The 14,806-nt window shown below is 64.2% G+C and carries 12 protein-coding genes; 9 read left to right on the forward strand and 3 right to left on the reverse strand.

The annotated features are described in order from the left end of the window. Window positions 1–35 precede the first annotated feature (35 nt). Window positions 36–1,160: a 4-hydroxyphenylpyruvate dioxygenase gene (hppD, locus tag WH303_RS01760; RefSeq protein ID WP_021028760.1), complete on the reverse strand. Its 1,125-nt coding sequence runs from the start codon at window positions 1,158–1,160 to the stop codon at window positions 36–38. Between hppD and WH303_RS01765 the strand changes: the two genes are divergently transcribed. The 5 genes from WH303_RS01765 to WH303_RS01785 all read left to right on the forward strand — a co-directional run bounded on the left by WH303_RS01765 (window position 1,147) and on the right by WH303_RS01785 (window position 6,149). After that, the gene (locus tag WH303_RS01765; RefSeq protein ID WP_021028761.1) at window positions 1,147–1,317 is read left to right on the forward strand and encodes a hypothetical protein; all 171 of its coding nucleotides are present in this window, start codon (window positions 1,147–1,149) and stop codon (window positions 1,315–1,317) included. The two genes, hppD and WH303_RS01765, sit on opposite strands and share 14 nt — an antisense overlap. 62 nt (window positions 1,318–1,379) lie before the next feature. Beyond that, on the forward strand, window positions 1,380–1,877 hold the full coding sequence (locus WH303_RS01770; RefSeq protein WP_021028762.1) for an Lrp/AsnC family transcriptional regulator: 498 nt from the start codon (window positions 1,380–1,382) through the stop codon (window positions 1,875–1,877). A 215-nt stretch (window positions 1,878–2,092) separates the two neighbouring features. Further along, the gene (locus WH303_RS01775; RefSeq protein WP_027011339.1) at window positions 2,093–2,845 is read left to right on the forward strand and encodes a GNAT family N-acetyltransferase; all 753 of its coding nucleotides are present in this window, start codon (window positions 2,093–2,095) and stop codon (window positions 2,843–2,845) included. 116 nt (window positions 2,846–2,961) lie between these two features. Then, complete coding sequence (locus WH303_RS01780; RefSeq protein ID WP_116926628.1) at window positions 2,962–3,846, forward strand: HlyC/CorC family transporter; 885 nt, start codon at window positions 2,962–2,964, stop codon at window positions 3,844–3,846. 158 nt (window positions 3,847–4,004) lie between these two features. Beyond that, entirely contained in the window at window positions 4,005–6,149 is a 2,145-nt protein-coding gene (locus WH303_RS01785) for a prolyl oligopeptidase family serine peptidase (protein WP_339516514.1), read from the forward strand. On the opposite strand, the gene WH303_RS01790 is transcribed toward WH303_RS01785, so the two are convergent. After that, window positions 6,146–7,456 (reverse strand): MFS transporter, encoded by a 1,311-nt coding sequence (locus WH303_RS01790; RefSeq protein ID WP_339516516.1) that lies wholly within the window; start codon window positions 7,454–7,456, stop codon window positions 6,146–6,148. The genes WH303_RS01785 and WH303_RS01790 overlap by 4 nt on opposite strands. Window positions 7,457–7,538: 82 nt before the next feature. Next, the gene (locus tag WH303_RS01795) at window positions 7,539–9,635 is read right to left on the reverse strand and encodes a TonB-dependent siderophore receptor (RefSeq protein ID WP_021028767.1); all 2,097 of its coding nucleotides are present in this window, start codon (window positions 9,633–9,635) and stop codon (window positions 7,539–7,541) included. A gap of 268 nt (window positions 9,636–9,903) precedes the next feature. Between WH303_RS01795 and lnt the strand changes: the two genes are divergently transcribed. The 4 genes from lnt (at window position 9,904) to glyQ (ending at window position 14,787) form a co-directional block, all read left to right on the forward strand. After that, window positions 9,904–11,496, forward strand: coding sequence for an apolipoprotein N-acyltransferase (gene lnt / locus WH303_RS01800; protein ID WP_445228244.1), 1,593 nt, complete (start codon window positions 9,904–9,906; stop codon window positions 11,494–11,496). A 301-nt stretch (window positions 11,497–11,797) separates the two neighbouring features. Further along, entirely contained in the window at window positions 11,798–12,322 is a 525-nt protein-coding gene (fabA, locus tag WH303_RS01805; protein ID WP_339516519.1) for a bifunctional 3-hydroxydecanoyl-ACP dehydratase/trans-2-decenoyl-ACP isomerase, read from the forward strand. Then, window positions 12,319–13,539 (forward strand): beta-ketoacyl-ACP synthase I, encoded by a 1,221-nt coding sequence (gene fabB, locus WH303_RS01810; RefSeq protein WP_021028769.1) that lies wholly within the window; start codon window positions 12,319–12,321, stop codon window positions 13,537–13,539. The genes fabA and fabB overlap by 4 nt, the downstream gene beginning before the upstream one ends. A gap of 339 nt (window positions 13,540–13,878) precedes the next feature. Further along, a complete protein-coding gene (gene glyQ / locus WH303_RS01815) occupies window positions 13,879–14,787 on the forward strand; it encodes a glycine--tRNA ligase subunit alpha (RefSeq protein ID WP_116926715.1) in 909 nt (302 codons plus the stop codon). Window positions 14,788–14,806 lie beyond the last annotated feature (19 nt).

Raw genomic sequence — 14,806 nt, forward strand, 5'->3', positions numbered from 1 at the left:
TGAGGAATATCAAAGCCGCAGCCCTTCAATTTTTCCTATAGCACCCCACGGCGCATCTGATCGAGTTCAATGCTCTCGAACAGCGCCTTGAAGTTGCCATTGCCAAAACCATCGTCGCCCTTGCGCTGGATGAACTCGAAGAAGATGGGGCCCAGCTGGTTCTCGCTGAAGATCTGCAGCAGCAGCTTCTGGCCGGTGCCATCGATCAGGATCTTGCGCTTTTTCAGCTCGGCCACATCCTCGCCGTGGTCGGGCAGGCGCTTGTCCACCAGCTCGTAGTAGGTGTCGATGGTGTCGAGCAGCTTGACGCCGCCGGCACGCAGCTGGTCCACGGTGGCATAGAGGTTGTCCGAGCCCATCGCGATGTGCTGGATGCCTTCGCCGTTGTACATGTCCAGGTATTCCTGGATCTGGCCGGCCTTTTCCTTGCCCTCTTCATTGATGGGAATGCGGATCTTGCCGCAGGGGCTGGTCATGGCCTTGCTCTTGACGCCGGTGACCTGGCCTTCGATGTCGAAGTACTTGATCTCGCGGAAGTTGAACAGGCGCTCGTAGAAGCCCGCCCATTCGTCCATGCGGCCCCGGTGCACGTTGTGGGTCAGGTGGTCGATATAGGTCAGGCCATGGCCGTGCGGGTTCAGGGCCTCTTCGGCACTGACGCCGGGCAGCGGCTCGAAGTCCACATCGAAGAAGCCGATGTTGCCGATGTCACCGGCCTGGGCGCCGTTCTTGCCGCGCCAGCGGTCCACCAGGTAGATCAGGCTGTCGCCAATGCCCTTGATCGCGGGGATGTTCAGCTCGCCCGGGCCGGCCTGGCCGGCATAGCCCCAGGCACCCAGGCCCAGGGCACGCTCATAGGCGGCCTTGGCATCCTGCACGCGGAAGGCGATGGCGCAGACGCTGGGGCCGTGCAGGCGGGCAAAGCGCTGGGCAAAGCTGTCGGGCTCGGCGTTGATGATGAAGTTGATCTCGCCCTGGCGGTATAGGGTCACGTTCTTGTGGCGGTGGCGCGCGACGGGCTTGAAGCCCATGGCCGTGAAGACCTTGCCCATCGCGACCGGATCGGGCGCGGCATATTCGATGAACTCGAAGCCGTCGGTGCCCATGGGGTTGTCCCAGGTCGTGAATTCGGTGGTCTGGTGGGGAATGGCGGCTGTCATCGCAGGTCTCCTGTGGATCGTCTCGGGTGGCGCCAGCGTCGGCTGGCTGCTGTGGCTCCACTGTACCGATCTTGGTGCGCAGCATTTTGGCGATTTATCCCAGTCCAATCGCAGTGAAAGCCTGATTTGTGTGTTCTTGCTAAAAATCAAGCATTAAAATTGCGTGATCCTGTTGTGTCGCGCTGCTGCGGTGCAGCAAAAACATTCCGGACCCCTGCCATGACCACCTCTGCCTACCCCCTGGACAAGCTCGACCGTGCCATCTTGCAGCGCCTGCAGCACAACGGCCGCGAGACCTATGACGTCGTGGGCGAGCAGGTGGGCCTGTCATCGAGCGCCGTGCTGCGCCGGGTCAAGCGCCTCGAAGAGGTGGGCGTGATCGAGCGCTATGTGGCCCTGGTCAAGCCCGAGGCGGTGGGCCTGTCGATGACCGCCTACCTCAATGTGCGGCTGGAGAAGTTCACCGAGGCGAGCAAGCGCAACCCGCTCGATCTCTTCCGCGCCAGCGTGCAAAGCTGGCCCGAGGTGGTCGAATGCGTGGCGCTGACCGGGGACATGGATTATCTGCTGCGCGTGGTCGTCGCCGACATGGCGCACTACAGCCGCTTTGTGATGGACACCTTGCTGCGCCACCCTGCCGTGCAGGACTGCAAGACCAGCTTTGTGCTGGACCGTGTCAAGCTCACCACAGCGCTGCCGGTATTGCCCGGGGTCTGAACCACAGGCGATGTTGCGCCAGCGCAAACGGCGCTGCGATTGCTGGACCGCTCACAGGCCCTTCAAACCGCATGCCCGAGTGCCCACTTGCGGCGCAAAGCCGCATGGCCGGGGGCTTTGAATACCCTTTGTAAGCGCGGGGTAAGCCATAGGCACGAAATATGCTGCATCGCAGCATGATTGATAATGCGCGGGTTAACCCGTATATTTACCCCATGATCACGACGAAAGAATGGTTCCCTTCATCCGTTGCCAACGGCATGATGGCGTTTTTCCCCTTCTTTGGCCGGTTGGGCGAGAGCCCGCAGCAGCCCGACGGCAAGAAGCCACGACCTTCCGCCTCTATGGTTCCTATCCGCGCCCTCAGTGAGCGTCACCGCCCGCGCATCCTCGCCCATCTGCTGGCGCTCGATGCGCAGGACCGCTATTTGCGCTTTGGCTACCAGGCCAGCGACGCGCAGATCGAGCGCTATGTGGACGGGCTGAACTTTGAGCGTGACGAGATCTTTGGCATCTACAACCGCAGCCTCAAGCTGATTGCGATGGCCCATGTGGCCTATGCGCCGCCGTCGTCGAACATGGCCAGCTGCGCCGAGTTTGGCGTCTCCGTGCTCAAGTCCGGCCGGGGCAAGGGCCTGGGCAGCCGTTTGTTCGAGCGCGCCGCGATGGACGCGCGCACCAAAGGCGTGCAGATGCTGTTCATCCATGCACTGTCCGAGAACACCGCGATGCTCAAGATTGCCCGCAAGGCCGGCGCCACGGTGGAGCGCGATGGTTCCGAATCCGAGGCCTACCTGAAACTCCCGCCCGCAGGCTTTGACACCCGCATGGCCGACCTGGTCGAGGACCAGATGGGCGAGATGGACTACCAGTTCAAGAAGCAGGCGCGCCAGTTCTGGGATTTCCTGTCCACCGTGCAGGAAGTGCGTCGTGATGTGCAGGAAGGCCGGCACAAGTCGGGCCAGTAAACAGCCGGGTTTGTCACAGGGGAGTGCTGAAGGATTGGGCAGCGATTTCGGAGGAAATCCGCAATTTGATATCCTGATCGCTTGTTTCACTACCGCACGTCCTGCATTCCAAGACAGTGTCAGACCCCCATCCCTCGCGCTTCCCTGACAAGGAAGACAAACGCACCTTTTTTCAAAAGGTCGCTGAACTGATTCACCCGGCCCCAGACTCTGCGGACGAGTTGATCGAAACCCTGGCGGAAGCCGAAAGCAACGATGTCATCAACGCGGACTCCCGCGTGATGCTGGAGCGGGTCATCCGTATGGAAGACATGACCGCTGGCGATGTGATGGTGGCCGCACCCCGCATGGACCTGGTCGACATCGAGGCCGACTACGAGTCGGTGCTGCACACCGTCATCAATACCGCACATTCGCGATTCCCGGTGTTCCAGGGTGAGCAGGAAAACATCATTGGCATCCTGATGGCCAAGGACCTGCTCAAGCTGCAACGCTCCCCCCAACTCAATCTGCGCGCGCTGCTGCGCCCGGCGGTGTTTGTGCCCGAGAGCAAGGGCCTCAACGACCTGCTGCGCGAGTTCCGGGGCAACCGCAACCACCTGGCCATCGTCATTGATGAGTTCGGCCGTGTGGCCGGCCTGGTCACGATTGAAGATGTGCTCGAACAGATCGTCGGCGAGATCGAGGACGAGTTCGATCTGCCCGAAGACGAGGGCGATATCTTTGCGCTGGCCGATGACACCTTCCGCATCTCGGGCGATACGCCTGTCGAGCGGGTGGCTGACGAGTTCAACGTGGTGCTCGAGAGCAGCGACCCCGATGAGTCGTTTGAGACCATTGGCGGCCTGATTGCCCATGAGCTGGGCCATGTGCCCAAGCGCGGCGCCCACATCATGCTGGGCGGCCTGCACTTTGAGGTGCTGCTGACCAAGGGCGGCGCGGTGCGCTGGTTCCGCGTGCAGCGGGCCGCGCCAGTGTCGGACCCGGCCGCAGACGCTTGAGTCCGCGCCGGATAGGCATCCATACCGCCTGCAGCAGGGCTGCAAACCATGGCAGCGAACCCCGGTTCGCTGCCATTTTTTATGGACGCTCGCTGCGCCTGCCCGGTGTTTGGCCTTGTCAGCAGGGCGGTAGCGCAGCCTCCCTAAAATGCTGCTCCATGCCCACCTCTCCACAAGCCCCCACCCCGGCAGCTGCCGCTGATAGTGCAACCACGGCTCAGCAGCCAGCCTGGCCGGCCATCACCGCCCCGCATGCGGCGCCCCAGGACCACTGGATTGAACAGCTGGGCCGCCGGCGCAATGATGACTTTGCCTGGCTCAAATACATCCCCGAGACCGGCACGCGCAGCATGGACAACCTGCCCGAGCCCCTGGGCAGCCTGCTGCAGGCCGAGCGCGACTATGCGCAGCAGATGCTGGCGCCGCAGGCCGCATCGGCGCAGCGCTTCTACGATGCGATGGCGGCCCATGTCTGCAGCACTGCGCTGGCTGCGCCCGCCGCGCTGCAGGGCTGGGTCTATAGCAGCCAGCCAGGGGCGGGCGGCCAGCGGGTGTTTGTGCGCAGCCATTCGGATGGCCGGGTGCAGACCCTGGTCGACGAGGCCGTGCAATCGCAGGGCCATCGGTACTACCGCGCCACCGACCACCAGGCCAGCCCGGATGACCGCTACTACGCCTGGGCCGAAGACCTGATCGGCAATGACCGCCACCGTATCTGCGTGCTCGACACCGATACCGGCCAGACCCAGGTGCTGGTGGAGGGCGACGCCTTTGGCTATGGCGGGCTGACTTTTTCGCCGTCCTCGCAGGACCTGTTCTGGATCTGGCGCGATGCGCACAGCCGGCCATCGCGCCTCTACCGCAGTGCGTTGCAGGGCGGGCAGCCGGTGCTGGTGCATGAGGAGGCCGACCCGGCGCTCTTCATGCGCGTGGCGCGCACGGCGGCCAATGGCTTTGTGGTGCTGAGCCTGTTCGGGCCCGACACCAGCGAGCTGCACCTGATTGCCGCCGGCCAGGAGCATGCCGCGCCCCGCCTGCTGCGCCCGCGCGAGCGCGGCATCCGCTACGAAGTCAACGAATGGAATGGCAGCCTGGTGGCGCTGACCAATGCCGGGGGCGCCACCGACCGCCAGATCCTGCGGCTGGGCCCCGACCTGCAGCCCCAGCAAACGCTGGCCGCCCACCGCCTTGGCGTGCCCATCATCAAGATGCAGCCCTTTGCCAGTACGCTGGTGCGGCTCGAGCGCGCCGATGGCCTGCACCAGCTGGTGCTGCTGCAGCGCGACGGGGCGCAAACCACGGTCCGCTTTGACGAACCCGCCTACACCTTGGACCTGCTGCCCGGCCAGCACTGGGATGCCAGCCATGTGCGCATCAAGCACCAGACGCCGGCCCAGCCGCCGCGCTGGCTGGACATCCGCCTGGCCGACGGCCAGATGACCGAGGTGGGGCGCGAGACCTGGAGCGGACTGGACCCGGCCAACTACCGCATCGAGCGGCTGCAGGCGCGCGCGGCCGATGGCCAGTGGGTGCCGCTGACGGTGCTCTCGCGCGAGGACATCGACGCCAGCCAGCCCCAGCCGCTGCTGCTGACCGGCTATGGCGCCTATGGCATTGCGCACGAGGCCTCGTTCTCGCTGCCGGCCCTCGCCTGGGCCGATGCCGGCTACCGCTATGCGATTGCCCATGTGCGGGGTGGTTCAGAGAAGGGCCATGACTGGTACCAGGGCGGCTGCCGCGAGCACAAGCGCAATTCGATGACCGACTTCATCGCCTGCGCCCAGCATCTGCAGCAACTGGGTTACAGCACGCCGCAGCAGACGGTGGCCCACGGCATATCGGCTGGCGGCCTGCTGGTCTGCGGCGCGATGAACATGCAGCCCCAGCACTGGGCGGGCGTGATTGCGCAGGTGCCGTTTGTCGACATGCTCAACACCATGAGCGATGCCGACCACCCGCTGGTGCCGCTGCTGCGGCCCGATTGGGGCGATCCGCTGGCCGACCCGATCGCCTATGACTACATCGCGGCGCTGTCGCCCTACGAGAATGTGCGTGAGGCGGCCTACCCGCCGCTGCTGTGCACCGCCGGCTTGAAGGATGACCGCGTGCCGTACTGGGAGCCGGCCAAACTGATGGCCAATGTGCGCCGCCGCTCCACCAGCGCGGCGCCCGCCTTGTTGCTGCTGAACCCGGACAGCGGCCACCAGGAAAGTGACCAGCAGCAGAGCGTGTTGGGCCAGGCCGCGCGCCTCTGGGCCTTTGCCCAGCACTGCGCCACGGCCGGCAAGCCGCCAGCTGTTTAGCGTGGCAGCGCTGCCTGGGGCCGGCTGCGTTGGAACAGCCCCCAGGCACACCAGGCCGACACCAGCAGTGCCGGAACGGCCGTGACCGAGATGGCGCTGAGCAAATGGCCCTGCACCACCCAGGTGGAGATAAAGCCCGCCAGCAGCGGCCCCAGCGCGCTGAACACCGAGACCACAAAGCTCCACAGCGCAAAGATGCGGGCGCGCAAGGCGGCGGGGGTGAGGTCCTGCAGCATCGTCGGCACCAGCGCATTGGCGGTGCAGGTGATGAAGAGAAAGAGTCCCACCACCACAAAGGCCTGCGGCAGCGATGCGGTGGAGAACAGCATCAGGATGGCCGGAATGGCCAGCAGCGCGCAGACGCCCATGATGAGCGGGCGCACCGCCTGGCCCAGGCGCTGGGCGAGCCAGCGGTCCAGCCAGGCTACCACCGGCAGGCAGCCCAGCGTGCTGACCAGCAGGATCGGGCCCATCACCTCGCCAATATGGGCAGGCGTGGCCTCAAAGCGGCGCTCCAGCGCCAAGGCGATCAGCTGGTTCAAGCCTTGCACGGCAACCATCAGGCTGCCGGCAATGCCGACAAAGAGGCCAATGGGCTGCCAGCGCGCGCGCAGGAACTGGCGCAGCGAGGCGCCGCTGGCGCCATCGCTGCTGGCGATGTAGCGCGGCGGATCGGCGGTGAACAGGCCCGCCAGCAGCAAGGGCAGGCCGGCGACCGACAGCAGCAAGAAGGCCTTGCGCCAGGCATCCATGTCACCCGGGATCAGCGCGACGGCCGCGCTCTGGATATCACCGGCAAAATAAAAGCCCGCGCTGGCGCCGCTGGAGACGAGAGCCGCAAAGCCCAGGTTGGCCAGCACGCGGTGGCGCTGCGGCGCCAGGTCGGGGATCATCGAATACACCAGCGGCACCATTGCAAACTCGGTGATACCGGCGGCCGAGCGACCCAGAAAGAAGAGGGGGAAGTTGGGCGCCAATGCGCTCAGCACCATCATCGCGGTGGAGGCCGCTATCAGGCAGAGCAGCACGCGCTTGCGCGAAAAACGGTCGGCAAACCGCGCCAGCGGAATCGCGAGGGCACTGCCCACCAGCACGCCGGCCAGGCCCTGCAGCGCGCCAATGGCGGCATCGCTGATCGCAAAGCTTTTCTGGATGGCCGACAGCGAGATGGCCTGCAGGCCATAGTCGCTCATCTGCACCCCGGCGGTGAGGCCCAGAAAAACAACCGTCAGCAAAGCACGAACGGACCACTGCGCGGGTCCGGTGTCGGCGGCAGAGGGGGCGGCACTGCCGGAAGAAGTCGTCATGGAATTGCAGTCAGAGAAAAAGCCACACCCCATGCTGCGGACACTGCCGCAGCATGGGCGCTAGGCTTTCGATCTTAGTGGCTTACTTCCACTGGTACTGCAGCTGCACGTCAACGGTGCGGCCACCGCCGTAGTAGCAGTAGAAGTCACAACCACTGACATAGGTCTTGTCGGTCAGGTTGCGGGCATTGAGTTGCAGCGCCCATTCGCGGCTCAGGTCGTAGCGCACCATCAGGTCCAGCAAGGTGTAGCCGGAGATGCGCTTGCCGGGGCTGTAGCGCTGGTCTTCGGTCTGGCCGTTGTAGCGGGCACCGGCGGCCACGGTCAGCTTCTGGCTGTTGGCCAGGCTCAGGCTGTGGCTCAGCCACAGGCTGACCTGGTTGTCCGGGATCAGCGGCGTGCGCACGGTCTGCGTGGCCGAGATGTCCTGCTTGGAGTTGTTGTGCGTGTAGGCCGCCTTGATGGCAGTCGCCGCGCCCAGCTTGAAGTCGCCTTGCAACTCGATGCCCTTGTTGGTGCGCTTGCCCGACTGCGTCTGGATGTTGGAGGCGTCCGAGATCAGCGCGTTCTTTTCCTTGATGTCAAAGTAGGCGAGGGTCAGGGTGCCGTTGAGCCAGGTGGGCTCCATCTTCAAACCGATTTCGCTTTGCTTGCCTTCGTAGGGCTTGTAGGCCCTGCCTTCGCTGTCCACGCCGGTGATGGGCTTGAAGGATTCCGAATAGCTGATGTAGGGCGAGACACCGAAGTCGGTGATGTACATCGCGCCCAGGTTGACGCTGTTCTTGCTCACGTCATAGGCCGCATCGGAGCCGCTGACCGAGCCCGTGTTCTTGGCCTTGTCATGGCGGAAGCCGGCGTTGAAGTTCCAGTGGCTGCCCACGCGCAGCTGGGTGGAGGCATAAGCGCCCCACTGCTTCGAGTGCAGGCCATAAGGCGTGCCGGTGATGTCGAAAGGCGCGCCGTAGACGGGGTTGAACATGTCCAGGCCCGGCACAAAGCCAAAGCCGTTGTTCAGGCCATCGGTGTCGGACTTGAGGTAGTCGATACCGAAGGTGGGCAGCAGCTGGATGCTGTCGGACAGCTTGAGCTTGCCGGTGATGCGGTTGTCCAGGTAATGGCTCTTGGAGGTGCCATCGGTGTAGGTGTAGCCGCGCGACAGCGTCCGGTCACCGTCCGAGCCATAGGCAAAGGTGTTGACCTGGTCCAGATCGAGGTGGGTGTACTTGTAGTTCTGCGTGAACTTCCAGTCGCTGTTGATCTGGTGGCTCAGCAGCCAGCCCAGGCTCGACTGGGTGCGCTTGAGGTGGTCCACACCGGGCTCGCCTGCGTTCAAGCGGCGGTCGATGCGGCCATAAGGCGTATCGGTGATGGTGCCGTAGGCGGGCAGGAAGCCGTTGGTGGGGCGGCCATCTTCGCGCTGCACGCTGCCCAGCAGGGTCAGCGAGGTTTGGGGCGTGAACTCCATCGTGACGCTGGGCGCCAGGTAGTAGCTCTTCATATTGGTTTCGCGCTGCATGCCGTCTTCGCGGCGCGCTTGCGCCACCAGGCGGTAGTACACGGTGCCATCGGCATTGGCGATGTCGTTGTAGTCGATGCCAGCGCCCAGGCGCTTTTGGTTGCCGACCTCGGTGTTCAGCTGCAGTGCGCGTTCCTTCTTGGGGCGCTTGGTCACCAGGTTGACGACACCGCCGGACTCGGAGGCGCCAAAGACCAGCGAATTGGCGCCCTTGACGACTTCCACCGTTTCCACGCCAAAGATTTCAGGCTTCCAGACAAAGTAGCCGTTGGGCGAGGTAGGGGTGCCGTCCAGCGACACCGAGGCGTCAAAGCCACGGATCTTGAACCACTCGACCTTGTTATCCGCACCAAAGGGCTCGCTGACCACGCCGGCCTGGTACTGCAGGGCCTGGTCGAGCTTGCGCGCGCCCAGCGCGTCGATCTGGTCCTTTTGCAGCACGGCGCTGGAGTTGGGCGCGTAGAAGTCCAGGCTTTGCAGGTCGTTGACCGAGCCGATGACGGTCACGGTCTCCAAGGTGGTGCTGGGGGCGTCGGCCTTGGCGTTGGCTGCCGCGGTGTCGGTAGTGTCAGCCGTTTGTGCCAAGGCAGGGGCCGCAAAGCCGATGGCACCAATGGCCAGCAGAACGGCGTGGACCACCGGGGTGTAGCGTGCGTATTGCATGGTTGGGAAGGGTGAAAGGGGTTGGCAGAAGTGATGGGTAACTAGTTTGTAATTTTATATTGCAATCGATAATTGTTCTCAAATGCATTCTCTTTTGTAGCGAATTTGCTGCATTTGTTATTTTCTATCGACCATTGCCCGACGTAGCCGCCAGCTGCGCTGGGCCCTCCGCGCCGCTGCCCGCTCCAGAGGGGGATCGCGTATAGTGCGCCCAGCGGCCGTGCCCAAAGAGCGCGCGGTGGTTCCCCTGCCAAACCCTGATTGACCTGTGCCCGCGTCCTATTCTTCTTATTCCCTGTTTGAGTCACCCCGCCGCTTTCCCTGGCTGTGGGCCTGCCTGGCACTGGTCGCCGGGGTCTTGCAAGCCTGGTCGCTGGCCTGGCCCTGGCATAGCGATGGTTTCCCGGCCAGCTATGGCCAGCCGCTGTGGTGGCTGCAGCTGCTGTCGCTGGCGGTGCTGCCTGCGGCACTCATGCGCGTGCAGCGGCCCTGGCACGGGCTGCTGATCGGCTGGGCCTTTGCCTGCGCCTGGCTCTGCGCCACCTTCTGGTGGCTGTTTATCTCCATGCACACCTATGGCGGCCTGCCGGCGCCGCTGGCGGTTTTGGCGGTGCTGGGGCTGGCGGCATTTTTGGGGCTGTACTACGCCGTCGCCTGCGGCCTGTTTGTGGCCTGGCGCGGCGAGCGCCTGAGCGGCGCGGTGCTGCTGTTTGCCGCGCTGTGGCTGCTGGCCGAGCTGGCGCGCGGCCAGTGGTGGACCGGTTTCCCCTGGGGGGCCGGCGGCTACGCCCATGTCGATGGGCCGCTCGCAAGCCTGGCGCCCTGGATCGGTGTCTACGGCATTGGTGCCGTCGCATCGGCCGCTGCGATGTGGCTGGCGGGGCTGCGCGGCGCGCATGTGGCGCTTTGGCCGGGCTATGTTGCGCTGCTGGCGGTGGCAGGGGTGCTCTGGCTGGCCCAGCGCCTGCCCCAGGCCTCGGTGGTGGCGGTGCCCAACAAGCCCGTATCGGTGGAGTTGCTGCAAGGCAATATCTCGCAGGGCGAGAAGTTCCAGGCCAGCTCGGGCATTCCGATGGCGCTGGCCTGGTATTCCCAGCAGCTGCAGCAAAGCCAGGCGGACATGGTGATTGCGCCCGAGACGGCCATCCCCGTGCTGCTGCAGCAAACCCCGCATGGCTACTGGCAGGAGCTGCAGCAGCGCTTTGCCAGCGGCCAGCAGGCGGCGCTGGTCGGCGTGCCGCTGGGCGATTTTGAGCAGGGCTATACCAACTCGATGGTGGGCCTGGTGCCCGGCAGTGCCGAGGCCTACCGCTATGACAAGCACCACCTGGTGCCCTTTGGCGAGTTCATCCCGCCAATGTTCCGCTGGTTCACCGATTTGATGCAGATTCCGCTGGGCGATTTCAACCGGGGCGGCATGAACCAGCCCTCGCTGGCCTGGGCGGGGGAGCGCTGGGCGCCCAATATCTGCTACGAGGATTTGTTTGGCGAAGAGCTGGCCAGCCGCTTTGTGGACAGTGCGCAATCGCCGACGATCATGGTCAATGCCAGCAATATCGCCTGGTTTGGCGATTCGATTGCGATCGACCAGCATTTGCAGATCAGCCGCATGCGCACCCTGGAACTGGCGCGGCCCATGCTGCGGGCCACCAATACCGGCGCCACGGCGGTGATTAACCGGGCTGGCGTGGTGCAGCAGATCCTGCCGCACCAAAGCCGCGCGGTGCTGCAAGCGCAGGTACAGGGCGTGGATGCGGGTCCGACCTGGTTTGCGCAGTGGGCCGGTCGCTGGGGGCTTTGGCCCCTGTGGGGCCTGGGTGTGCTGGTGCTGCTGGCGGCCTGGCTGGGCCGGCGGCGCTGAGCACCGGGCGCTCAGCCGGCGCTGCAGATGCCGTCTTAAGCGGGTAAGTTACCGGCAGATGACGGCGTCTGCCCCCGGCGGGCCGTGTAGCGGCAGCTGGAAGACCCCCGCCATTGGCAAATGTAATTGCTGTTAAAAAACGCAGATAGCCCGGGTTTGGGGCACAAAGCACAGCGCACTCCACGGCTTTGTCTCGCACGTTCGGGCCCAGAAGCGGGATAATGTGTACCTGCAGGTAATGGTGCCTGGGCACCATCAGAGAAATGCGGCGGAGTGACCGCCACCAGAAGTTGGACTGACAATGGCTGAATCTTTTTCCTATGAACAACTGATCGCCTCCGGTGAGGGCAAGTTGTTTACCCCTGAAAGTGGCCGTTTGCCACTGCCGCCGATGCTGATGTTCGATCGCATCACCGAGATCAGCGAAAACGGCGGCGCGCACGGGCTGGGAAAGATTGTCGCCGAGCTGGACGTCAACCCCGAGCTGTGGTTCTTCAAGTGCCACTTCCAGGGCGATCCGGTGATGCCCGGCTGCCTGGGCCTGGACGCCATGTGGCAACTGATCGGTTTTTACCTGACCTGGCTGCGCCTGCCAGGCCGGGGCCGCGCCCTGGGTGCCGGTGAGGTCAAGTTCACCGGCGAAGTCGGTCCCGACGTGAAGCTGGTAACCTACGAAATCGACATCAAGCGCGTGATCAAGCGCAAACTGAACATGGCCATTGGCGATGCACGACTGCTCGCCGACGGCAAGGAAATCTATGTCGCCAACGACCTGCGTGTGGGGTTGTTCCTGCGCGAGGGCGACGGCAAGGAAAACGCAGCATGAAGCGTCGGGTGGTTATTACAGGGGCCGGCATCGTCTCCTGTATCGGTGTGGGGCTGGAAGCCGTGGAGACTTCGCTGCGCGAAGGCCGCTCCGGCATCGATCACATGCCGGTGTTCAAGGACATGGGCCTGCGCAGCCAGGTCGCTGGCATTCCGCGCATCAATGTCGAAGAGTTCATTGATCGCAAGCAATTGCGCTTCATGGGAGATGCTGCTGCCTACGCGCAGATCTCGCTGCAGCAAGCGATTGCCCAGGCGGGCCTGTCACCCGAACAAATCAGCCACCCACGTACCGGATTGATCATGGGCTCGGGCGGCGGCTCGCCGGCCAACCAGATCGAGGCGGCCGACACCCTGCGTGAAAAGGGCATTCGCCGCGTGGGGCCCTACCAGGTCACGCGCTGCATGGGTTCGACCGTCTCGGCCAACCTGGCGACCAACTTCAAGATCAAGGGCATCAACTACTCGATCACCTCCGCCTGCTCGACCTCGGCGCACTGCGTGGGTGCAGCCGCCCAGCAGATCTCCTGGGGCATGCAGGACGTGATGTTTGCCGGCGGCGGCGAAGAGCTGTCCTGGGGCCTGGCCATCCTGTTCGATGGCATGGGCGCGATGTCCAGCAAGTTCAACGACGACCCGACCAAGGCCTCGCGCCCCTATGACAGCGACCGCGATGGTTTTGTCATTGCCGGCGGCGGCGGTGCGCTGGTGCTCGAGAGCCTGGAGCATGCCCAGGCCCGTGGCGCCACCATCCTGGGCGAGATCGTCGGTTTCGGCATCTCCTCGGACGGTGAAGACATGGTCGCGCCTTCGGGCGAAGGCGCTATCGCCGCGATGGCCCAGGCCATCGAAGGACTGGACGCACCGATCGACTACATCAACACCCATGGCACCTCCACCCCGGTGGGCGATGTGCCTGAGCTGCACGCGATCCGCAAGGTGTTTGGCGACCGCATTCCGCCCTTCTCGTCGACCAAGTCGCTGACCGGCCACTCGCAGGGCGCCACTGGCGTGCAGGAAGCGATCTACAGCCTCATCATGCTGATGAAGGGCTTTATCGCCGGCTCGGCCAATGTGGACCATCCCGATCCCGCCGTGGGCGATATGCCGCTGGTTACCAAGGCGCGCGTGGCTGAGTTGAAGCAGGTGCTGTCCAACAGCTTTGGCTTTGGCGGCACCAATGCCTGCCTGGTGCTCAAGCGCTGGGAAGCGGCCTGATCGCCACCACCGGCCATCCTCTCTGACAAAGCGCCTTCGGGCGCTTTTCTTTTGGCCCCGTCAGCGGGCCTGGTGTGCTATCAAAATGAGATCGCTGATGCAGCGCAGGCGCGGCGCCAACACCTGCCCGCCTTGCCAAGGGATGGCGCTTGGCGGCTCTGGCCCCTGATGCGCTCGGCTATCGCCGCCCATGGCGCGGCTGAAAGCACTAAAATCAAATGTTTTTGACCGCTTTGCTGGTGCAGACAGGCAGCAAGGCATGCATGCAGTCCGATCTTGTCGCTGCGCGCCCACTTCGCGGGCCGCCAGCAGCAGGCTGCGTCCACCACCAGACTCTCCATGTTGAATTTCCAACAAATCATTTTGAAGCTGCAGCAGTACTGGGCCGACCAGGGCTGCGCGCTATTGCAACCTTATGACATGGAGGTGGGTGCAGGTACCTCGCACACCGCCACCTTCCTGCGCGCCATCGGCCCCGAGCCCTGGAAAGCCGCCTACGTGCAGCCCAGCCGCCGCCCCAAGGATGGCCGCTATGGCGAGAACCCCAACCGCCTGCAGCACTACTACCAGTTCCAGGTGGTGCTCAAGCCCGCGCCTGCCAACATCCTTGATCTGTACCTGGGCTCGCTCGAAGCGCTGGGTTTTGACCTGAAGAAGAACGACATCCGCTTTGTCGAAGACGACTGGGAAAACCCGACCCTGGGCGCCTGGGGCCTGGGCTGGGAAGTCTGGCTCAACGGCATGGAGGTGACGCAGTTCACCTATTTCCAGCAAGTGGGCGGCATCGATTGCAAGCCCGCGACCGGCGAGATCACCTACGGTCTGGAGCGCCTGGCGATGTACCTGCAAGGCGTGGACAACGTCTACAACCTGCAGTGGACCGATGGCCTGACCTATGGCGATGTCTACCACCAAAACGAGGTCGAGCAGTCCACCTACAACTTCGAGCATTCCGATGCGGAGTTTCTGTTCCAGGCCTTTGGCGCCCATGAAAAGCAGGCCAAGCTGCTGATGGAGCAGCAGCTGGCCTTGCCCGCCTATGAGCAAGTGCTCAAGGCCGGCCACACCTTCAATCTGCTCGATGCGCGTGGCGCGATCAGCGTGACCGAGCGCGCAGCCTACATCGGCCGCATCCGCAACCTCGCGCGCGCCGTGGCACAAAGCTACTACGACAGCCGCGAGCGCCTGGGCTTCCCGATGGCGCCGCGCGAGTGGGTCGCGCAGATCCCGCCCAAGGCTGCCGCCTAAACACGCCCCGCCGCGCTGC

The sequence above is a fragment of the Comamonas sp. MYb69 genome (assembly GCF_037479315.1).
In the GTDB taxonomy this organism is placed as follows: Bacteria; Pseudomonadota; Gammaproteobacteria; order Burkholderiales; family Burkholderiaceae_C; genus Comamonas.

What these genes read in the sequence shown, in the direction of transcription:
- WH303_RS01770 (WP_021028762.1), top strand. Translation starts at nt 1,380, where the DNA reads ATGACCACCTCTGCCTACCCCCTGGACAAGCTCGACCGTGCCATCTTG.
- WH303_RS01775 (WP_027011339.1), top strand. Translation starts at nt 2,093, where the DNA reads ATGATCACGACGAAAGAATGGTTCCCTTCATCCGTTGCCAACGGCATG.
- hppD (WP_021028760.1), bottom strand. Translation starts at nt 1,160, where the DNA reads ATGACAGCCGCCATTCCCCACCAGACCACCGAATTCACGACCTGGGAC.
- WH303_RS01785 (WP_339516514.1), top strand. Translation starts at nt 4,005, where the DNA reads ATGCCCACCTCTCCACAAGCCCCCACCCCGGCAGCTGCCGCTGATAGT.
- WH303_RS01795 (WP_021028767.1), bottom strand. Translation starts at nt 9,635, where the DNA reads ATGCAATACGCACGCTACACCCCGGTGGTCCACGCCGTTCTGCTGGCC.
- WH303_RS01790 (WP_339516516.1), bottom strand. Translation starts at nt 7,456, where the DNA reads ATGACGACTTCTTCCGGCAGTGCCGCCCCCTCTGCCGCCGACACCGGA.
- WH303_RS01765 (WP_021028761.1), top strand. Translation starts at nt 1,147, where the DNA reads ATGGCGGCTGTCATCGCAGGTCTCCTGTGGATCGTCTCGGGTGGCGCC.
- fabA (WP_339516519.1), top strand. Translation starts at nt 11,798, where the DNA reads ATGGCTGAATCTTTTTCCTATGAACAACTGATCGCCTCCGGTGAGGGC.
- fabB (WP_021028769.1), top strand. Translation starts at nt 12,319, where the DNA reads ATGAAGCGTCGGGTGGTTATTACAGGGGCCGGCATCGTCTCCTGTATC.
- glyQ (WP_116926715.1), top strand. Translation starts at nt 13,879, where the DNA reads ATGTTGAATTTCCAACAAATCATTTTGAAGCTGCAGCAGTACTGGGCC.